Genomic DNA, 20,309 nt, shown 5'->3' on the forward strand with positions numbered 1-20,309 from the left:
CGCCTGAACGACGAGAGTCCGCCGCCATGTACGAGTTGTCCCGGGTCCGCCTCTACTCCATCGGACCCGCCGGTGCGCGCTACGCCGACACCGTGCTGGACCTGCGCGGAGTCGGTGAGCCCGTGCCCAGGCCCGCCCCGGCCCAGGCCGAGTTCTTCGAGGACGAGCCCGTCGGCCCACCACGGCGCCCGGCGCCCGCGGGCGTGCTGTTCCTGGAGAACGGCGGCGGCAAGTCGGTCCTGCTCAAGCTGATCTTCTCGGTGATGCTGCCGGGGCACCGCAACACGCTGGGCGGAGCCAGCTCTGGCGTGCTGCGCAAGTTCCTGCTCGCCGACGACTGCGGACACGTCGCCCTGGAGTGGCAGCACACGCTCACCGGTGAGTGCGTCGTCGTCGGCAAGGTGAGCGAATGGCGCGGCCGTCAGGTCTCCAACGACCCGCGCAAGTTCGCCGAGGCCTGGTACTCCTTCCGTCCGGGCCCGGGGCTCAGCCTCGACAGCCTGCCCGTCTCCGAGGCCGGCGCGGTGGGCCGGCCCGCCGAAGGGGCCTCGGCGGCACGCGGCAGGCGCCGCACCATGAAGGGGTTCCGCGACGCCCTCACGGACGCCGGCAAGTTCTACCCGCACCTCGACGTGCACTGGGAAGAGATCCACGACCGCTGGAACGAACACCTCGGCGACCTCGGACTCGACCCCGAACTCTTCCGCTACCAGCGGGAGATGAACGCCGACGAGGGCGAGGCCGCCGGCCTCTTCGCCGTGAAGAAGGACTCCGACTTCACCGACCTGCTGCTGCGGGCCGTCACCGACACCCGCGACACGGACGGCCTCGCCGACCTCGTCAGCGGCTTCGGCAACAAACTCGGCCGCCGCGCCGAGCTCACCGCCGAACGCGACTTCACCGCCGGTTCCGTCGACCTGCTCGGCCGGATCGTCGACGCCACCGCGGCCAGGGCCCGCAGCCGCGACGTCCACGCCGGTGCCGAGCGGCGCACCCGTACCCTCGCCCGCAGGCTCTCCGGCCGGGCCGCCGAGGAACGCGGCCGCACCGGCGAGCTCGCCCAGCAGGTCACCGCCGCCGCCCACACCGTCACCGAGGCCGAGGCGACCCGGGGCCACCGTGGTCTGATCGCGGCCGAACTGGCCTACCGGCACGCCTCGCTGGCCCTGACCGCCGCCGAGAAGAGCGCTGCCGCCCAGCGCCGTGAGCTGGTCGAGGCGCGCACCCTGCACTCCGCGTGGCAGGCCGCCGAAGCGGTCCTGCGCCACCGGGCCGCGGCGGACCGCTCCGCGCGCGTCGCCGTGGCGATCCGGGAGGCCGAGCGCGACGCCGCCCCCGCCCTCGCCGCACGCGCCACGGCCGCCGCCGACCTCGTACGCGCCCTGCACACCGCCGCGGAGGCGGGGGAGCGGGTGGCCGAGGAGGAGGAGGAGCGCTCGGCGATCCTCCAGTCCACCGGCGAGACGGCGCACCGGGACGCCACCACCGCCGCCACCGAGGCCCAGCGCGCCCGCAGCGAGGCCGGGCACCTGCGCCAGCGCCTCTCCGAGGTCGAGCAGGAGACCGCGGAGGCCGTGCGGGCCGGCTGGCTCGACGACACCGCGCCGGACGCCGACCCGGCCCGCGCGGCCCTCGCCGCGAACGACGCCGAACAGGCCGCTGTCGCAGCCTGGGACACCGCGCGGGAAGCCGCCCGGGCCACCGCCGACCAGGCCCGGGAAGCCGGGGCGGCGGAGAGCCGCACCGAGCTCGCGGCAGCCCGCGCGGCCGACGCCGCCCGGGCCGCGGAACAGTCCTACGAGGCCGAGCGCAGGGCCGCGGAGTCGATCGCCGCCGACCACCGGCTCACCGACCTGCTGGGTCTGCCCGCGGCGGCCGGAGCAGGCGTTCCCCACCCCCGCAGCCCCGCCGCCGGGACGGACGCCACCACCGACGGCCCGCACGAAGCGGCTTCCGGCGATGCCCGGTCCCTCACCGCCGAGGAGTTCGACCACAGCGCCGACGAGCTGAAGGAGCTCCTGGAGAAGGGCGTCACCGCGGCCGAACGCAGGCTCTTCGACCTGCGCACCGCCGCCGCCGACGACTCCCGCATCCTCGGTGCCCTCGGCGACGGGGGACTGCTGCCCCCGGGGCCGGACGTCCTCGCCACCGTCGAATACCTCGGCGAGCACGGCATCCCCGCCCTGCCCGGCTGGCGCTACCTCGCGCAGGCCGTGGACCCCGCCGACCACGCGGCGGTCCTGGCCGCCCGGCCCGAGCTCGTCGACGGCGTCGTCATCACCGACCCGGACGCGCACACCCGCGCCCGCGAGGTCCTGGCCGCCGCCGCCCTGCTGCCGAGGTCGGCCGTGGCCGTCGGCACCACCACCGCCCTCCTCGCGCCCGTACCCGCGTCCGGCGGCGACGACGGCGTGTTCCTCGTCCCGCCCAACCCCGCGATGCACGACGAACACGCCGCCGACGAGGAGCGCCAGGCGCTGAGGGAGCGGGCCGCGGCACGCGACGAGGACATCAGGTCGCTCGCCGCCCGGCTCACCGCCGACCGCTCCCTCGCCGCCCGCATCGGCTCCTGGCGTGCCGACTGCCCGCCCGGCATGCTCGCCGAGCTCGGTGAAGCCGCCCGCATCGCCCGGGCCGCCGCGGAGACCGCCGAAGCGGAGCTGGCCGAGGCCCGCACCGTGCGAGCGGAGGCCGACGAGGCCGCAGCCGACGCGGCGAGGGTCCGCGACGAACGCCAGGAGGCGGCGCAGCGCGCACGCCGCGCCGCGGACGCGCTCGCCGGACTCGCCCACCGGCTCCGCGACCGGGCGGGCTGGCAGGCGCGTCTGCGTGAACTGACCGACGAGGCCGCCGAGTCCGAGGCACGGGCCACGTCGTACCTCGAGCGGGCACGCGCCGCCGACGAGGACCGCCGGGCCGCCCAGCGTGCCGCGGACGACGCCCACCGCACCGCCCGCGCCCTGCGCGCCGAGCGGGCCGAGATCGCGGGCGCCCCCGAATCCCTGCCGGAGCCCGACGCCTCCGCCGCACGCACCTCCCTGCCCGCCCTCCGCGAGGCGTACCGGGCGGCCTCCCGCCTGTACGAGAAGGTGGGCGTCGGAGCGGACCTGCGCGCCGAGCAGGCGCGCGCCGAGAGCGACGAGAGCGCCGCTCTCGCCGAACTCGACCGGCTGACCAACAAGGTCCGCACCCGCGCCGCCCAGCTCCTCGAAGGGACCGACGGAGCCGACGGACCTTCCCGGCAGGCCGCCTCCGCCCGCGCCGAGTCCTTGGTCCAGCTCCTGGAGACCCGTGCGTCGACGGCCAGCGAACAGCTCGGCCGGCTGCGGGGCGAGGCCGAACGGCTCGCCCCCGCGGACGAGGCCTCCCACCACACCGAGCTGCCCGCCGATCTCGCCCCGGCCGACGCCGACCAGGCGCAGACCCTGCTCCGCACGGCGACGGCCGAACTCGCCTCCGCCACCCAGGCGCTGGACACCGCGCGTGCGGCCCACGCCGAACTGCTGCGGGCCCACCGCACCGCCGAGGACTCCGCGAGCGGCTTCGACGAGACCGCCGCACTTCTGCGCGACCTGCTCAGGGACCACGGCCCGGACGACGAGACCGAGTCCCCCGACCCCTACCCGGGGACCCTCGAGGAAGCCAGGCAGTCCGCCACCGAGGCGCGCCGTTCACTGCGCGGCTGCGCCACCGACCTCTCGGCGGCGGAGAGTTCCGTACGCGAGGCGAGCGACGTCCTCGTACGGCACGCCAACTCCACCCGGTACGAACAGGTCCGCACCCCCGCGCGGCAGCAGATCAGGGAACTCCCCGCGGCGGCACTCCCCGACCACGCCGAGAAGTGGGCCGCGGCCTTCGCGCCCAGGCTGCGTGTGCTCACCGACGAGCTGGCCCAGCTGGAGCGCAACCGCGAGTCCATCGTCGACCGGCTCCGCGGCCTGGTCGAGTCGGCCCTCACGACGCTCCGCTCCGCGCAGCGGCTCTCCCGGCTCCCCGAAGGGCTGGGGGAGTGGTCCGGCCAGGAGTTCCTGCGGATCCGCTTCGAGGAACCCGACCAGGCCACGCTCACCGAGAGGCTCGGCGAGGTCATCGACGAGGCCACGCACGCGGCCCTCAAGAAGAACTCCGACCTGCGCCGGGACGGTATGTCCCTGCTGCTGCGCGGTGTGCAGGCGGCACTGCAGCCCAAGGGCATCGCCGTCGAGATCCTCAAGCCGGACGCGGTACTCCGTGCCGAGCGCGTCCCGGTCGGACAGATGGGCGACGTCTTCTCCGGCGGGCAGCTGCTCACCGCCGCGATCGCGCTGTACTGCACGATGGCGGCCCTGCGCAGCAACGACCGGGGCCGAGACCGGCACCGGCACGCCGGCACGCTCTTCCTCGACAACCCCATCGGCCGGGCCAACGCCACGTACCTGCTCGAGCTGCAGCGCGCGGTCTCCGACGCGCTGGGTGTCCAGCTGCTGTACACGACGGGGCTGTTCGACACCACGGCGCTCGCCGAGTTCCCGCTGGTCATCCGCCTCCGCAACGACGCGGACCTGAGGGCGGGACTGAAGTACATCAGTGTGGAGGAGCACCTCAGGCCCGGTCTGCCGCAGCAGGACCCCGAGGGCGAGACCGTCCACGGCGAGATCACCGCGACGCGCATGTTCAAGAGGACCGGCGGGTCGGGCGGGAACGCTCCGGCGGCGGCCGTCCCCGAGATGCGCGCGGAGATGACGGACACGCGCCCGGACGCGCACCTGGACCCCGCACCTGCCTCCGACGGCCGTTAGGAGCCGGGGCGGAGGTCAGGCCCGCGAGAGCCTGCCTTCGCCCCGGCGTCGTATCCGTGCCTCCCCGCGCGCCCTCGCCCGGGCGCCGCGCCTGGCGATCCGCCGCTCCCGGCGCATACGCCGCGCCGTGCTGCTGGGTACGGAGACCACGCCGTTGCGCTGGTTCCACACCTGCCGGGTCACCCAGACGTCCAGCACCGACCACGTGGCCACCACCGTGCTCGCCACACCACCCAGCACCATGGGAAAGGCGAGCCAGGACCCGGCCATCGTGCACAGGAAGGCCACCAAGGCCTGAATGATGGTCAGCGACATGATGAGAACGGCCCGTACGGCCGCTGTTCTCACCGGGTCCGGCATTCTCCGCCGTGTCGCGGGTTCCTCGACCCACAACTGCCGCGGAATCCTGGCACCGGCCGCGGACGCGGCATCCGGTGGTGCGCCGGTCGCCGGCGGTGCCGTCGTCCCCCGGCGCTTGTCCGTGTCCAAGGACCTCAACTCCCCATCAGTGTCCGGCACAAGGGGTGGCTTCCCGCCTCGCGTCCGTTCTACGCGGACCGAGCGGTTCGTCCGTCGCACACGCCCCCGTGAGGTTCTTCTGCCCCGTACGTACGGACGAACGCAAGGCGGTGAAGATTCCCGCCAAGAGGCATCAACCAGCCCTGAAAGGTCACGGAACGAAGAATTCCAGCCAACTGCCTTGTGTGGATGCGCCGCGTCCCTCCAGCGATTCTCTGTCGCTTTCGCGAACTTCTTCGCAGGGAATACCAGGACAACGGGTGAACAACCGCAGGAAAGAGCGGCCGGAAATCGTCCGGACACGCCTTCGAGTTACCGGGGAGTCAGTAGTAGGCTCGCGCCGTTTGTTGACGGAACACGGGGCAGGCGCCCGGTGGACCGCGGCAGAACGCCGGAACACGCAGGAAGACCGGGCAGCCGGAACCGCCCGGGACGCCGACACGAACACCCCCGCGGTGCGGGGCCGAGCTGGGGGAGGCCATGCGCTTTCGCGGGAAGTCCATCCGCAGGAAGATCGTGGCGTTGCTCCTGGTGCCGCTCGCCTCCCTCACGGGCCTCTGGGTCTTCGCCACCTACGTCACCGGCAGGGAAGCCGGCGAGCTGATGGGCGCCAGTGCCATCGTGGAGGAGGTCGGCCACCCGCTGGAGGACACCATCCGCGCGGTCCAGGGCGAACGCCGCCAGACTCTCGTCTTCCTGGCCGACCCCCGTGCCTCCGACGCCCTTCCCCTTCTGCGCCGCCGGCGCGCCGTGACCGACCGTGTCGTGGCCGACGTCAGGCAGAGCGCGAGGAGCAAGGACATCCGGGACAAGCTCAGTCCCGAGTCGGAGGCCCAGCTCGACGCGATCCTCGGTGAGATCGACGGTCTGGACGCGCTGCGCGGATCCGTCGAGAGGCGCACCATCGACCGGACCAGGACGCTCGCCTTCTACAACGGTCTCGTCGACCCCTGTTACCGCTTCCTCAACGGTCTCCACACGATGGAGAACGTCTCGATGGACAAGCAGGTCCGGGCCCTGGTCGGCGTCTCCCGGGCCCGCGAGATGCTCTCCCGCGAGGACGCGCTGATCGCCTCCGGCCTCATCGCGGGACGCCTCGGCGCCCCGGAACTCCGCGCCGTCTCCGACCTCGCCGCCAGCCGCAAGCTCCTGTACGAGGTCAACCTCGAACTCCTGCCGGCGAGCGAACGCACGCGCATGGAGCAGTACTGGGACAGCCCCGACACCGAGCCGCTCCGGACCACCGAGCAGAAGCTCATCGCGGCGGGGCCGATCACCGAGCCGGGCGCCGTCGACTCCGCGCGCTGGGAGGAGGTCGCCCCGCCGGTCCTGGAGCGCCTGGCGAACGACGGCACCGAGATGTCCGTCCGTTTCCAGGACCGCGCGGAACCCGCCGGATACCGGGTCCTGATCCGGGCCGGTGTCGCCGGAGTCCTGGGATTCGTCGCCCTGCTCGTCTCCGTCTTCGTCTCGGTACGCGTGGGACGCGAGCTCGTCCGTGACCTCTCCCGGCTGCGCAAGGACGCCCACGAGGTGTCCGGGGTGCGGCTCCCCAGCGTCATGCGGCGGCTGGCCGCGGGCGAACAGGTCGACGTGGAGACCGAAGCCCCCCACCTGAGCTACGAGCGCGATGAGATCGGCCAGGTCGGACAGGCGCTCAACACCCTGCAACGGGCCGCGGTCGAGGCCGCGGTCAAGCAGGCCGACATGCGCCGCGGGGTGTCCGAGGTCTTCGTCAACCTCGCACGCCGCAACCAGGTTCTCCTGCACCGCCAGCTGACGCTCCTTGACACCATGGAACGGCGCACCGAGAACGGCGACGAACTCGCCGACCTCTTCCGCCTCGACCACCTCACCACCCGTATGCGCCGCCACGCGGAAGGGCTCGTGATCCTCTCCGGGGCGGCGCCGTCCCGTCAGTGGCGCAAGCCGATCCAGCTGATGGACGTGGTGCGGGCCGCGGTCGCGGAGGTGGAGGACTACGAGCGCATCGAGGTCCGCCGCCTGCCCCGCATCGGCGTCGGCGGCCCGGCCGTCGCCGACCTCACCCACCTGATCGCCGAACTGCTGGAGAACGCCACGGTGTTCTCGCCCCCGCACACCGCGGTCCAGGTGCACGGCGAACGGGTCGCCAACGGCTTCACCCTGGAGATCCACGACCGAGGCCTCGGCATGGCGCCGGAAATCCTCCTGGACGCCAATCTGAGACTCGCGGAGACGCCCGACTTCGAGCTCTCCGACACCGACCGGCTCGGCCTCTTCGTCGTCAGCCGGCTCGCCCAGCGTCAGAACGTCAGGGTGTCGCTGCAGACCTCACCGTACGGAGGGACGACCGCGGTCGTCTTCATCCCGGCGCAACTGCTCACCGACGCCCCCGACACGCACGGCACCGGCTTCCGCCTCGACCGGCGGGCCGAGAAGGCGATCGGCGGCGGGCGGCCGGGCAGGAACGCGCCCGGCAGCGACAAGGCCCGCAGGGACGGTATCGCGGACACCGACGTCCCGGGCAGGCCCTCGGGACTCTCCCCGGTCCCCACCGGTCTCACCGACCCGTCCGTGCTGAACGGCCCGGTCGAACTCGAAGGACCCGTGGGCACACTCGGCTTCACCGACCCGGCACGGGACCGGGAGCTCGATCCGGCTCTCGGGCCCGTCCTGGACGGTGTGTCCGACCTGGAGGACACCGAGAGCGAGCGCGGTGGCATCTTCCGGGCCCGTGACCTGCGGCGTGAAGCCGACCGGGAGCAGCACCAGCAGGCGTCCGACGGCCGTACCGCGGACGTCAGGCCGATGCGGCCCGCGGGGCCCGTCCCCCTGCCGCGCCGCAAGCCGCCGACGCTCGTCGCCGACCAGGGACGCCGCATCGGCGACGCGGGCCGTTCCCACCACGGCGCTGCCGACGGATTCCCCCCGGACGGCGGCTCGGGCGGGACGGCCGCCGGGTCCGGTCAGGGAGCGGCCCCTGCCGACGGTCCCCCGGTACGGCTCAGGTCCGCACCCCGGCCGGCGGCGCCGGACACGATCGGCGGCCTCCCGCGCAGGGTCCGGCAGGCCAGCCTCGCCCCACAGCTCCGGGAGGACTCCGCAGGACGGACTTCCGGCCACGCCCCCGCGGACACCGACGACGACCTCGAACGTGACGCGGACGAAGTACGCAATCGCATGGCCTCGCTACAACGCGGCTGGCAGCGCGGCCGTCGGCAGAACGCCGAGGACGTGACCGGCCCCGGCGAGACAGCACCAGGAACCACTCCGGGAGGGGACGGTCGATGACCGCACCGAACGCAGCAGCACACAACGCCGCACGCCAGGGCTCCGGCGAACTCAACTGGCTCCTCGACGAACTGGTCGAGCGCGTCGCGAGCATCCGCAAGGCGCTGGTCCTCTCCAGCGACGGCCTCGCCACCGGAACGTCCCAGGACCTGACCCGCGAGGACAGCGAGCACCTGGCTGCCGTTGCCTCCGGATTCCACAGCCTGGCCAAGGGGGTCGGCCGTCACTTCGACGCCGGCCGGGTCCGGCAGACCGTGGTCGAACTCGACGAGGCGTTCCTCTTCGTCACCGCGGCGGGTGACGGCAGCTGCCTCGCCGTCCTGGCCGAGTCGGACTCGGACGTCGGACAGGTGGCGTACGAGATGACCCTGATGGTCAAGCGCGTGGGGGTCCACCTGGCCAACGCACCCCGGACCACCGGTCTGTCCGCCGGAGGGTGAGGCGAGGGGATGAGCGCAGACTCCGTCCGGGACGCCGCGCCCGGATCACCGCCCGCTCCCGCCGAAGCGGGATCCTCGCGCTGGTACGACGCCGAAGCGGGTCCGGTGGTCCGGCCCTACGCGATGACCCGGGGGCGTACCAGCAGCGCGTCCCGTCATCGTCTCGACCTGATCGCGATCGTCGTCCCCGAACCGGCGGCCGACGATCCCGGCAGGGACCAGACGCTCTCCCCGGAACACGTGGAGATCGTCGAACTGTGCAGCGACATGCCCCAGTCGATCGCCGAACTCGCCTCCGGACTGGACCTCCCCGTCGGGGTGGTCCGGGTCCTGGTGGGTGACCTCGTCGAGGACGAACTGGTGCACGTCACCCGTCCCGTTCCGCCGGCCGAGCTGCCGGACGTGAGCATTCTTCGCGAGGTGATCAATGGCCTTCGGGCGCTCTAGCCGCAGAAAGCGGCCCGTCGAGCCCGTTACCCTGAAAATCCTGGTGGCGGGCGGCTTCGGTGTGGGCAAGACGACCCTGGTCGGGGCGGTCAGCGAGATCAGACCGCTGCGCACGGAGGAGCGGCTGAGCGAGGCGGGCCGCCCCGTCGACGACGTCGCCGGGGTCGAGGGCAAGAGCACCACCACCGTGGCGATGGACTTCGGCCGCATCACCCTGCGCGAGGACCTCGTCCTCTACCTCTTCGGCACCCCCGGGCAGGACCGCTTCTGGTTCCTCTGGGACGAGCTGGCGCAGGGCGCCCTCGGGGCGGTGGTCCTCGCGGACACCCGGAGGCTCGAGGACTGCTTCGCGGCCGTCGACTACTTCGAGCGCCGGGCGATCCCCTTCACGGTCGCCGTCAACCTCTTCGAGGGCGCCGAGCAGTTCCCGGTGGAGACGGTGCGGGCCGCACTCGACCTCGACCCCGAGGTGCCGGTGCTGATCTGCGACGCGCGCGACAAGGCGGCCGTACGGGACGTCCTCGTCGCGGTCGTCGAGCACGCCATGGTGCACGCCGACCGGGTCAGGGAGCCCGCGGCCACCTGACGGCACCGGACGCGGTCCGTACCCCCGCCGACTGGGGTACGGACCGCGCGTACGGTGCGGGGGGCGGGCGTGGAAGGAGTCTTCACCCGGAGTGACGGCCCGTCAACCCTGTGCGCACCAGGAGATCACCTGTTCTCGGCGAGCCACCGGGCCGCGGTGTCGGCGAGCTCGCCGTCCCGGCCGGCGAGCATCATCCGGATCATCTGCGCGTCGCCGCGCAGCGACCACGCGGGGTTCCCGAACGTCGCCGGATTGTTCTTCTCGATCAGGAAGTGCGCCGGCCACGCCGTCCCGTACCCGATCAGGGGCAGGGCCAGGGCGTACCGCTTGCGGCCGCGCGCCAGACCGTACGCGGTGAGCGCGAGACCGGTCAGCGTCCCGGTCAGATGCACCCAACGGGTCGCCGCCCTGGAGTGCATGGCGACGTAGTACGGCCAGAACTCTTCGTACGACTCGAACGTCTGTTGTGACATGGAGGCACCGTAACGGCTCGACCGGCAACCGGACACGCCGGTTCGGCGTCCGAGAAGAAGAAGGGCGGCCGGAGCCCACGGGGGTGGTCCCGGTCGCCCTTCCACCGTCCTCGGCTCAGTGCCCCGCGACGGAGCGGCGCGCCACGGGGAAGTCGAAGTACGTGTCGGGGAAGACCTCGGGCCTGTAGGTGAAGTGCCACCACTCCTCGGCGAGGTTCACGAAGCCCGAAGCCGAGAGCGTCGACTTGAGGAACTGCCTGTTGGCGCGCTGTACCCCCTGCACCCGGGGGTCGTCCGTGTGCGACAGGGTGTCGAAACAGTCGTATCCCGTTCCCATGTCCACCGAGTTGTCCGGGAAGCGCTCACCCCGGGGCGCATAGCACGGCGCCAGCTCCTCGCCCGGCTCGTACGGCCGGGTCGGCGACGCGGGCAGCTTGACCAGGGTGAGGTCGACCGTGCCGCCCCGGCTGTGTCCGGACTTCTCCGCGATGTAACCGTCCTCGAACAGCCGCGTCTTGTCGACCTGCGGATAGAACTCGTCCTTCATGGACTGGTCGTCGAGGTCCTTCGCCCAGCGCACGAAGTGGTCGACGGCGCGTTGCGGCCGGTAGCAGTCGTACACCTTGAGCGAGTAGCCCTGGCGCAGAAGGCTCCGCTGGGCCGTGCGCAGTGCGAGAGCCGCGGGCCGGGTCAGGATGCAGACGGGCTGCCGGTAGCCGTCCACCGGCTCACCCATGAAGTTGTGCGCGGTCGTGTAGCGCATCTCCGTGATGATCGTCGGATCGACGGAGCGCAGGTCGACGAACTCCGGCGGAGCCTTTGGTTCGGGCCTGGCCGCGGCGACCGGGGCGGCGGCCGTCACGGCGAGCAGAGCGGCGCCGGCGGCGGCCAGGGTACGGAGAGCACGAGCAATTCCTGTCATGGGCACACCGTCTATCAGCTTCGGCGCCGCAAGAGAAGAGCGATCGGATACAGTCCGCCCGTGAAGGACTCCCACTGCGGCAACTGCGGTGCCCTGTACGCCTCCGGTACCTGGCCGCGCACCTGCACGGCCTGCGGCCGCACCGCCTACCGCAACCCGCTGCCCGTCGCCGTGGCCCTGCTGCCCGTCACCGGGACCGACGGCACCGGCCTCGTCGTCATCACCCGCGCCATCCCGCCGCACCGCGGCGGAACCGCGCTGCCGGGCGGCTACATCGACGAGACCGAGGACTGGCGCCACGCGGTCGTCCGCGAACTGCGCGAGGAGACCGGCATCCGGGCCGACGAGACGGACGTACGCCTCGCCGACGCCCTCAGCTCCCCGGACGGCCACCTGCTGCTCTTCGGACTGCTCCCGCCGCGCCCCGCCGGGGAACTGCCGCTCTCCGCACCCACCGACGAGACCTCGGGGTACGCCGTCCTGCGCACCCCGGGCGAACTCGCCTTCCCCCTGCACACCCGGGCCGTACGCGCCTGGTTCGCCGGGGACTACGGCTGAGCGGGGCCCGGCAGCCCCCGTACACGCACCGGATACGGCACCGCCTCCTCCTCACCGTCCCGCTCGACCACCACACGTCCGGCACCCAGACGCGACGTGTAGCGCTCCACCTCGGCCTCTTCCCACCCGTCACCCATGTCCCGCACGACCAGCCCGCCCCCGGTACGCCCGGCAGGCGGAGCCCAGACCTCCAGCTCAAGGCCCCCCTCCGGGCTCCGTACCGGGATCACCGCACCGGCCCGGGCCAGCACCGGAATCCGTGACAGCGGCGCCTCCACCACCACCTGCCCCGGGCCCTCGTGAGCGCGCCCGGTCGCCGTGTCGTACCAACGGCCCCGCGGCAGCCGCAGCGTCCTGCGGCCGGCCCCCTCCTCCAGCACGGGGGCGACCAGCAGCGCGTCACCCAGCAGGAACGCGTCCTCGCAGTCCCGCAGCTCACGGTCCCCCGGCGCACCCCACCACAGGGGCCGCACGTACGGCGCACCCGTCAGCCGGGCCAGCCGCGCCAGCGTCACGAAATACGGAAGCAGCCGCTCCCGCTCCTCCAGCACCTGCCCGGCGTGCGCGAGCACCTCCGGCCCGAACTCCCACGGCTCCCGGCGCCCCGCGTCGATGGCCGAGTGGGTACGGAACAACGGCATGTACGCGCCCAGCTGGAACCAGCGCAGATAGAGCTCCGGCGACGGCGACCCGTCGAAGCCCCCGACGTCGGGCCCCGAATACGGCACCCCGCAGAGCCCCAGCCCCAGCACCAGGGCCAGAGACGCCCGGAGCCCCGGCCATCCCGTGGCCACATCACCGGACCACGTGCCCCCGTACCGCTGCATCCCCGCCCACCCCGAACGGGAGAAGAGGAACGGCCGCTCCTCGGGACGCAGCCGGCGCAGGCCCTCGTACCCGGCCCTCGCCATGGCCAGGGCGTACACGTTGTGAGCCTCGCGATGGTCTCCGCCCCGGCCTTCCAGCGCGTGCCTCGACGAACGCGGCAACGACGGATCCCCGAAAGCCGAGAACGACACCGGCTCGTTCATGTCGTGCCACACCCCGGCGAACCCCTGACCGAGCCGCTCCTCGTACAGCCCGCCCCACCACTCCCGCACATCCGGATCAGTGAAGTCCGGATAGACGCACTCACCCGGCCACACCTCACCCCGTACCGGCCGCCCCTGAGGATCCCGGACGAAGGCACCCTCCGCACCGACCTCCATGCCGCTGTCGAACACCGCGTTGCCCACCGAGGCCCGCACCGCCGGATCCACGATCGACACCAGCCGTACGCCTTCCTCGCGCAGCTCCTTCGCGAGTGTGGGGAGACCGGGGAACCGCTCCGGGTCGACCGTGAACACCTGATGGGCGTCGTAGTGGTCGATGTCCAGGTGCAGCACCGACAGCGGCAGCCCTCTCTCCCGGTATCCCGAGACCACCCGCCGCACCTCCTGCTCGCTGCCGAACCCCCAGCGCGCGTGCTGCGGACCCAGCGCCCACGACGGAGGCAGAGCAGGCGCACCCGTCAGCCCCGTCCAGCCCTGGAGAACCCTGGCCGGCGTCCCCGCGACCACCCAGCAGCGCAGCGGACCGCCGTCCATCCGCACCTCACACGTACCGGGCCGGTCATGCCCCGAACCCGCGCCCTCCTCGCCCTCCCTGAGGGTCACCCCGCCCGACCACGAGTTGTCGTGGAACACCAGATGCGTCCCCGCGTCCGAGACGACCACCTGCACCGGCATCGTCAGATACAGCGGATCGTCCCCCGGACCGAAACGCCCCCCGGGATCGGTGTTCCACAACCGGTAGGTGCCCTCCCTCAGCCTCGGCCCCCCGGAACGCCCGCCCAGCCCGAAGAACCGTGCGTCCGCCGGTACCTCGGAGCGCTGCACCCACCGGGCCGCACCCCCCTCCACCGGCTCCCACCAGCGCGGCGGCAGCTCCCGGCGCAACAGCACCCCACCCGGCGTCCGCAGTTCCACCGCACCGTGCCGCGACACCACCACCGTCAGCCGCTCCGACACCACCTGCCAGCCGCCGTTGGTGTCCGGCTCCAGGCACGCCCGCGGATCCGCCTCCGGCCCGGCCCCCGGCAAGGCGTACGAGGGAAGCTGCCCGGCGCCGTCCCAGGACCAGAACACCGGACCGCCCACCGCCACCCGAACGAGCAGTTCCGAGCGGGCGAACCGCACCACTCCGCCGCCCGGCCCCGGCTCCGCGCCCACCAGGAGCCCGGGCACACGGGCCCGCTCGGCACCGCGCGGCACCAGTCCCCGGGCATCCGCACGCCGGTGCCGCCAGGCGGAGCGCACCGCACGCATCCCTTGCACGGAACCCACCATTTTCACCGAGCGCACCAGGTCACGACCATCCATGCGGCCACCCTGCCATCCCCCCGGACGCGAGCACGGACACAAGCATGCTCCGTTCAGCTTCCGTTCACCTGTGGCTCCACCACACACCCGGACACGCAACCATGGCGGGCGGACCCTGGTGCGCAGGACGATCACATGACATCGTCCGTGACAGCCGTTCACGCGCACACCCCAGCCCGTGCGCGCGACCTACGCACACCCCGCGTACACCCCGAAAGGCCAGGGAGCCTCCATGACCTCAGCAGCCGGCGAAGCCCCCCTCTGGCAGCCCCAGCCCGAACGTGTCGAGGCAGCCGCAGTCACCCGCTTCCAGCGATGGGCGGCCGAGCACCACGGAGCGCCCGCCGACGGCGGTTACGCGGCACTGCACCGCTGGTCGGTCGACGCACTCGACACCTTCTGGAAGGCCGTCGCCGACTGGTTCGACGTACGCTTCTCCACCCCGTACGAAACCGTCATCGGCGACCGCGCCATGCCCGGCGCCCGGTGGTTCCCCGGCGCCACCCTCAACTACGCCGAACACGCGCTGCGCACCGCCGACGACCCGCTCCGCGCGGACGCGCCGGCCCTGCTGTACGTCGACGAGACCCACACCCAGGCAGCTGTCAGCTGGTCCGAGCTCCGGCGCCAGGTCGCCTCGCTGGCCGCCGAACTCCGGGCGCTCGGCGTCACCCCCGGCGACCGCGTCAGCGGATACCTGCCCAACATCCCGCAGGCCGTCGTCGCGTTCCTCGCGACCGCCGCGGTGGGCGGCGTCTGGACCTCCTGCGCCCCCGACTTCGGGGCGCGAAGCGTCCTGGACCGGTTCCAGCAGGTCGAACCCGTCGTCCTCTTCACCGTCGACGGCTACCGCTACGGCGGCAAGGAACACGACCGCACCGACACCGTGGCCGAACTCCGCCGCGAACTCCCGACCCTGCGCGCGGTCGTCCACATCCCGCTGCTCGGCACCGACGCGCCCGAGGGCGCCCTCCAGTGGTCGGAACTCACCGCCTCCGGCACCGAACCGGTCTTCGAGCAGGTGCCGTTCGACCATCCCCTGTGGGTGCTGTACTCCTCCGGCACGACCGGCCTCCCGAAGGCGATCGTCCAGTCCCAGGGCGGCATCCTCCTCGAACACCTCAAGCAGATCGGGCTGCACTGCGACCTCGGCCCCGACGACCGCTTCTTCTGGTACACCTCCACGGGCTGGATGATGTGGAACTTCCTCGTCTCCGGCCTCCTCACCGGCACCACCGTGGTGCTGTACGACGGCAGCCCCGGCCACCCCGACGTCGGCGCCCAGTGGCGCGTCGCGGAGCAGACCGGCGCGACCCTCTTCGGCACATCGGCGGCGTACGTCATGGCCTGCCGGAAGGCGGGCGTCCACCCCGCCCGCGACCACGACCTCAGCCGTGTCCAGTGCGTCGCCACCACCGGCTCCCCGCTCCCGCCCGACGGCTTCCGCTGGCTCCACGACGAGTTCCACGAGAGCGGCGCCGACCTGTGGATCGCCTCCGTCAGCGGCGGCACGGACGTCTGCAGCTGCTTCGCCGGAGCGGTCCCCACCCTGCCGGTCCACATCGGTGAGCTCCAGGCCCCCTGCCTCGGCACCGACCTCCAGTCCTGGGACCCCGCCGGCAAACCGCTGACCGGTGAGGTCGGCGAGCTGGTCGTGACCGCGCCCATGCCCTCCATGCCCGTCCGCTTCTGGAACGACCCCGACGGCCGCCGCTACCACGACAGCTACTTCGACATGTATCCCGGCGTCTGGCGCCACGGGGACTGGATCACCCTCACCGACCGCGGTTCCGTCGTCATCCACGGCCGCTCGGACTCCACCCTCAACAGGCAGGGCGTCCGGATGGGGTCCGCCGACATCTACGAGGCCGTCGAGCGGCTCCCCGAGATCCGCGAGTCCCTCGTCATCGGCCTCGAAGAGCCGGACGGCGGCTACTGGATGCCCCTGTTCGTCCATCTCGCCGAGGGCGCCACGCTCGACGACCGGCTGCGCGACAGCATCAAGCGGACCATCCGCGAGAACCTGTCGCCCCGTCACGTTCCGGACGAGGTCATCGAGGTCCCCGGCATCCCCCACACCCTCACCGGCAAGCGCATCGAGGTTCCGGTCAAGCGACTCCTCCAGGGAACAGCACTGGCCAAGGCAGTGAACCCGGGGTCGATCGACAACCTCGAACTCCTCCACTTCTACGAGGAGCTCGCCCGCGAGCGCCGCTGACCCGGCCGCCGGCACGACCACTGTCAGTCCCTCTGACTACGCTGAGTGAGCAACCGTTCGCAGTGCACAGGGGGACTCATGGCACACATCCAACCGACCGGGCGAAGCCACCGGCGCTCCGCACCGTCCATGCGACGCGCACTGCGCCGCGAAGCACCCAGTACCGTCGGCCTCCTGGTCGACGCCGAGGACTTCGCGGCCATGCGCCGATACCGCAGCTTCACCTTCGACGACCACGCCGTCTACCTACGACAGGTCGAGGGGCTGCTGCGCACGCTCACGGCGCAGGGCGTGCACACCACCGTCGCCCTCTTCGACCCCGAGGACTACGCGGAGTTCTGCGCCGAGTCGGACCTCGATCCCGACGCGCGCACGAGCCGCAGCCGCTTCACCGCCGAGATCGCCGCGGCCGGAGCCACGGTCGCCTACGCCGGCCAGACCATCGACACGCTGATCCCGCTCCTCGTCTCGCGGGCCGTCCGCCGCGCGACCTGGGAGTACGCCACCATGCTGCTCTCCGGACTCGGCGACTGCGCCGACTGCGGACAGGACATCGGCCGGGCAGCCTTCGACCGGGCGTCGCACCTGTTGATGCGTCTGCTGGAGACGGCGGGACCGGGCAGCCATCACATCGTCTGCAGCACACCCAACGGTGACGAACAGCTTCTGGCCGTCCTCCACACCACCCAGGACTCGGACGGCCAGGCCCGGTTCCCGTCCTCGGAGGGTGCGGAGTTCGCCACCGTGCTCGCCGTGGGGGTCGCGCTCGAGACCCGGGGAGGCGTCGTCCTGCGTACCACCACGCCCGGACATCCGGACCGGGTGCACGGATGGCGTCTGCACCGGGGCAGCCTCCTCCCGCTCACCGCGGGCGAGGTGTTCAACGCCTACTGCACCGACGCCGACACGGGCGAGCCCGTGTCCCCGGAATCCGGTGTCGAGTACTGCGCCGGGTTCGACCTCGGCACCGACGAGCCGGAGGCCCACCGCTGACCCCGATCGGACCGAAGGGGTTCCCGCCTGAACCGGCGGGAACCCCTTCACACACGACCGCGTACGGCGGACGCCGTCACTCGCCCGACAGCACCGCCTGCGCCGCGAGCCGCGCCTCGTCGGCGGAGTCCGCCGCACGCGCCGCGGACGCCGCGCGCTCGCACTGCGCGAGCGTGTGCTTCGCCAGCGTCGCCCGCACATAGGGAATGGACGCCGCGCCCATCGACAGGGAGGTGACCCCCAGACCGGTCAGCACACACGCGAGGAGCGGGTCCGAAGCGGCCTCACCACACACACCACAGCTCTTGCCCTCGGCCCTGGCGGCCTCGGCCGAGAGCGCGACCAGGTCGAGCAGCGCGGGCTGCCACGGGTCCTGCAGCCGGGCCACGGCTCCCACCTGACGGTCGGCCGCGAAGGTGTACTGCGCCAGGTCGTTCGTGCCCAGCGACAGGAACTCGACCTCCTGCAGGATCGAGCGGGCCCGGAGCGCGGCGGACGGAATCTCCACCATCGCACCGAACTTCGCCTGCAGCCCCGCCTCACGGCAGGCATCGGCGAACGCCTTCGCGTCCGCACGGTCGGCCACCATCGGAGCCATGACCTCGAGGTACACGGGCAGCCCCTCGGCCGCACGCGACAGGGCGGTCAACTGGGTCCGCAGAACATCCGGGTGATCCAGCAGACTGCGCAGTCCTCGCACACCGAGCGCGGGGTTCGGCTCGTCGGCGGGCGTCAGGAACTCCAGCGGCTTGTCGGCACCGGCGTCCAGCACCCGCACGACGACGCGTCCCTCGGGAAACGCCTCCAACACCGCGCGGTAGGCCTCGACCTGCTTCTCCTCGGACGGCGCCTGCTTGCTGTCGTCCAGGAAGAGAAACTCCGTACGGAACAGTCCGACGCCTTCGGCACCCGCCTCCAGGGCCGCCGGAACGTCACCGGGGCCACCGACGTTGGCGAGCAGCGGCACCTTGTGGCCGTCCGAGGTGGCACCGGGACCGGTCACGGCCGACAGCGCCGCCTTGCGGGCCGCCGACGCGCTCTCCATCTCGGCGCGCTTCTCCTGGCTCGGCTCGACGAAGATCTCACCCGTGCTGCCGTCCACCGCCACGACCGTGCCCTCGGCGATCTCACCGGCACCCGGCAGAGCCACGACGGCCGGCACCCCGAGCGCCCGCGCGAGAATCGCGCTGTGGCTGGTCGGGCCGCCCTCCTCCGTGACGAAACCGAGGACGAGCGTGGGGTCGAGCAGTGCGGTGTCGGCGGGAGCGAGGTCACGCGCGATCAGCACGTACGGCTCGTCGCTGTCCGGCACACCCGGCATCGGCACTCCGAGCAGCCGCGCCACGATCCTGTTGCGGACGTCGTCGAGGTCGGCAACACGGCCCGCCAGGTACTCCCCGGCATTGGCCAACAGCGCGCGGTACGCGGCGAACGCGTCGTAGACACCGCGCTCGGCGGTGCTGCCGACGGCGATACGGCGGTCGACATCGGCGATCAGCTCGGGGTCCTGGGCCATCATGGCCTGGGCCTCGAGCACGTGCTGGGCCTCGCCGCCCGCCAGGTTGCCGCGTGCGACGAGGTCGGCCGCAACGGCTTCCACCGCCTGGCGGGCACGCCCCTGCTCGCGCTCCGCCTCGTCCGCGGGAATCTGTTTGGCCGGGGGCTCCAGCACCGCCGTACCCATGTGCCGAACTTCGCCGATCGCCACACCGTGGCTCACGCCGACGCCTCGCAGCGTTGTCTCCATTTCACCTGCTCCGATTGTGCGGCGGTCGCACCGCCGCGGTGGATGCCCGACTGGCTCGTCCCTGCGCCGAGGGTGTCACTGCCAGCCGAACAGCGTCTCGCCGACCTTGACGTCGCCGTCCTCGCGGACGTCGGAAAGGGACTCGGCCGTGGCCTCCAGGGCGACGACCGGGCAGATCGCGGACTTGCCGGCGGCCTCGACGCCCGCGGGATCCCAGCGGACGATGCCCTGACCACGGGTCACGGTGTCACCCTTGTTCACGAGAAGCTCGAAGCCCTCGCCGTTGAGCTGCACGGTGTCGATCCCGAGGTGCGTCAGCACTCCGTGCCCCTCGTCGTCGACGACGACGAAGGCGTGCGGGTGGAGGGAGACGACGATGCCGTCGACCGGTGACACGGCCTCGGAGGGCTCCCGCACGGGGTCGATGGCGGTACCGGGCCCCACCATCGCTCCGGAGAAGACGGGGTCGGGAACCGCGGTGAGCCCGATGGCGCGGCCGGCAAGAGGGGACGTCACTGTGGTCATGGAGAGCCTCCCAGGGGTGGGGATCCTGATGGTCACCGCCACGGCTGATCGGGGGCGGCGTACTGATCAGCAGCGTAAGTCATATGAAGTCCCGGTTCCGCCCGAGAGCTACCGGTTGACAGACCTAGAGGTGCACCGCAAACGATTTGCCTCGTCCCACCGTCGCCTGTACTGTCGTACCCCTGCCTGACCCCGAAGCGACTTCGAGTCCGGGATCGGCAGCGACTCCCAAGCCCAGACTGTAACCCTGTTCGGCGACCCCGCATGTTCGCGAGGACCCCGGTCAGAGACACGGAAAAGGCCTGATAGAGTCGGACTCGCCGGAAAGGGAAACGCGAAAAGCGAAGAACTGGAAAGCGAAAAGTAGTACCGCAGTAACCCGCTTCGACCGGGAATCGGACACGAAAGAGTCTGATAGAGTCGGAAACGCAAGAACGAAGGGAAGCGCCCGGAGGGCCCCGGTGAAACGG

14 protein-coding genes are annotated in these 20,309 nt (G+C 72.2%); 8 read left to right on the top strand and 6 right to left on the bottom strand.

Annotated elements, in window-relative coordinates; genetic code table 11:
- Positions 1 to 26: 26 nt before the first annotated feature.
- Positions 27 to 4,778, top strand: coding sequence for a hypothetical protein (locus IA22_RS0120025; protein WP_015576313.1), 4,752 nt, complete (start codon positions 27 to 29; stop codon positions 4,776 to 4,778).
- Positions 4,779 to 4,793: 15 nt separating this feature from the next.
- On the opposite strand, the gene IA22_RS0120030 is transcribed toward IA22_RS0120025, so the two are convergent.
- On the bottom strand, positions 4,794 to 5,267 hold the full coding sequence (locus IA22_RS0120030) for a hypothetical protein (protein ID WP_015576312.1): 474 nt from the start codon (positions 5,265 to 5,267) through the stop codon (positions 4,794 to 4,796).
- 510 nt (positions 5,268 to 5,777) lie between these two features.
- Here IA22_RS0120030 and IA22_RS0120035 point away from each other — a divergent pair.
- The 4 genes from IA22_RS0120035 to IA22_RS0120050 are packed head-to-tail and all read left to right on the top strand — an operon-like array spanning position 5,778 to position 10,043.
- On the top strand, positions 5,778 to 8,570 hold the full coding sequence (locus tag IA22_RS0120035; protein ID WP_015576311.1) for a sensor histidine kinase: 2,793 nt from the start codon (positions 5,778 to 5,780) through the stop codon (positions 8,568 to 8,570).
- Positions 8,567 to 9,010 carry a roadblock/LC7 domain-containing protein gene (locus IA22_RS0120040; protein WP_014157468.1) on the top strand — a complete coding sequence of 148 codons (444 nt, stop codon included), beginning with the start codon at positions 8,567 to 8,569 and terminating at the stop codon, positions 9,008 to 9,010. The genes IA22_RS0120035 and IA22_RS0120040 overlap by 4 nt, the downstream gene beginning before the upstream one ends.
- Before the next feature lie 9 nt (positions 9,011 to 9,019).
- Positions 9,020 to 9,457 carry a DUF742 domain-containing protein gene (locus tag IA22_RS0120045; RefSeq protein WP_014157469.1) on the top strand — a complete coding sequence of 146 codons (438 nt, stop codon included), beginning with the start codon at positions 9,020 to 9,022 and terminating at the stop codon, positions 9,455 to 9,457.
- Entirely contained in the window at positions 9,438 to 10,043 is a 606-nt protein-coding gene (locus IA22_RS0120050; RefSeq protein ID WP_014157470.1) for a GTP-binding protein, read from the top strand. Before IA22_RS0120045 ends, IA22_RS0120050 begins: the two co-directional genes overlap by 20 nt.
- A gap of 125 nt (positions 10,044 to 10,168) precedes the next feature.
- Here IA22_RS0120050 and IA22_RS0120055 read toward each other — a convergent pair whose 3' ends face one another.
- Positions 10,169 to 10,516 carry an Mpo1-like protein gene (locus IA22_RS0120055; RefSeq protein ID WP_030124350.1) on the bottom strand — a complete coding sequence of 116 codons (348 nt, stop codon included), beginning with the start codon at positions 10,514 to 10,516 and terminating at the stop codon, positions 10,169 to 10,171.
- 115 nt (positions 10,517 to 10,631) lie between these two features.
- Positions 10,632 to 11,438 carry a M15 family metallopeptidase gene (locus IA22_RS0120060; protein WP_014157472.1) on the bottom strand — a complete coding sequence of 269 codons (807 nt, stop codon included), beginning with the start codon at positions 11,436 to 11,438 and terminating at the stop codon, positions 10,632 to 10,634.
- A 60-nt stretch (positions 11,439 to 11,498) separates the two neighbouring features.
- Between IA22_RS0120060 and IA22_RS0120065 the strand changes: the two genes are divergently transcribed.
- Entirely contained in the window at positions 11,499 to 11,996 is a 498-nt protein-coding gene (locus tag IA22_RS0120065; RefSeq protein ID WP_014157473.1) for an NUDIX domain-containing protein, read from the top strand.
- Here IA22_RS0120065 and IA22_RS0120070 read toward each other — a convergent pair.
- Positions 11,987 to 14,356, bottom strand: a complete 2,370-nt coding sequence (locus IA22_RS0120070; protein WP_030124351.1) for a glycoside hydrolase family 31 protein — start codon at positions 14,354 to 14,356, stop codon at positions 11,987 to 11,989. The two genes, IA22_RS0120065 and IA22_RS0120070, sit on opposite strands and share 10 nt — an antisense overlap.
- 232 nt (positions 14,357 to 14,588) lie before the next feature.
- On the opposite strand from IA22_RS0120070, the gene IA22_RS0120075 reads away from it, so the two are divergent.
- A complete protein-coding gene (locus tag IA22_RS0120075; protein WP_015576306.1) occupies positions 14,589 to 16,574 on the top strand; it encodes an acetoacetate--CoA ligase in 1,986 nt (661 codons plus the stop codon).
- A 78-nt stretch (positions 16,575 to 16,652) separates the two neighbouring features.
- Positions 16,653 to 17,567, top strand: a complete 915-nt coding sequence (locus IA22_RS0120080; RefSeq protein ID WP_030124352.1) for a hypothetical protein — start codon at positions 16,653 to 16,655, stop codon at positions 17,565 to 17,567.
- 76 nt (positions 17,568 to 17,643) lie between these two features.
- Here the strand turns inward: IA22_RS0120080 and ptsP are convergent, their stop codons facing one another.
- Entirely contained in the window at positions 17,644 to 19,314 is a 1,671-nt protein-coding gene (gene ptsP / locus IA22_RS0120085) for a phosphoenolpyruvate--protein phosphotransferase (RefSeq protein ID WP_030124353.1), read from the bottom strand.
- Positions 19,315 to 19,389: 75 nt separating this feature from the next.
- Positions 19,390 to 19,839, bottom strand: a complete 450-nt coding sequence (locus tag IA22_RS0120090; RefSeq protein WP_015576303.1) for a PTS sugar transporter subunit IIA — start codon at positions 19,837 to 19,839, stop codon at positions 19,390 to 19,392.
- Between the last annotated feature and the right edge of the window lie 470 nt (positions 19,840 to 20,309).

Source organism: Kitasatospora papulosa, from assembly GCF_000717245.1.
GTDB classification, from domain to species: Bacteria; Actinomycetota; Actinomycetes; order Streptomycetales; family Streptomycetaceae; genus Streptomyces; species Streptomyces papulosus.

Bases quoted from the DNA above. Each gene is read 5' to 3' on its own strand.
- IA22_RS0120025 (WP_015576313.1), top strand. From the start codon at position 27: ATGTACGAGTTGTCCCGGGTCCGCCTCTACTCCATCGGACCCGCCGGT.
- IA22_RS0120035 (WP_015576311.1), top strand. From the start codon at position 5,778: ATGCGCTTTCGCGGGAAGTCCATCCGCAGGAAGATCGTGGCGTTGCTC.
- IA22_RS0120040 (WP_014157468.1), top strand. From the start codon at position 8,567: ATGACCGCACCGAACGCAGCAGCACACAACGCCGCACGCCAGGGCTCC.
- IA22_RS0120045 (WP_014157469.1), top strand. From the start codon at position 9,020: ATGAGCGCAGACTCCGTCCGGGACGCCGCGCCCGGATCACCGCCCGCT.
- IA22_RS0120050 (WP_014157470.1), top strand. From the start codon at position 9,438: ATGGCCTTCGGGCGCTCTAGCCGCAGAAAGCGGCCCGTCGAGCCCGTT.
- IA22_RS0120055 (WP_030124350.1), bottom strand. From the start codon at position 10,516: ATGTCACAACAGACGTTCGAGTCGTACGAAGAGTTCTGGCCGTACTAC.
- IA22_RS0120060 (WP_014157472.1), bottom strand. From the start codon at position 11,438: ATGACAGGAATTGCTCGTGCTCTCCGTACCCTGGCCGCCGCCGGCGCC.
- IA22_RS0120070 (WP_030124351.1), bottom strand. From the start codon at position 14,356: ATGGATGGTCGTGACCTGGTGCGCTCGGTGAAAATGGTGGGTTCCGTG.
- IA22_RS0120075 (WP_015576306.1), top strand. From the start codon at position 14,589: ATGACCTCAGCAGCCGGCGAAGCCCCCCTCTGGCAGCCCCAGCCCGAA.
- IA22_RS0120080 (WP_030124352.1), top strand. From the start codon at position 16,653: ATGGCACACATCCAACCGACCGGGCGAAGCCACCGGCGCTCCGCACCG.
- ptsP (WP_030124353.1), bottom strand. From the start codon at position 19,314: ATGGAGACAACGCTGCGAGGCGTCGGCGTGAGCCACGGTGTGGCGATC.
- IA22_RS0120090 (WP_015576303.1), bottom strand. From the start codon at position 19,839: ATGACCACAGTGACGTCCCCTCTTGCCGGCCGCGCCATCGGGCTCACC.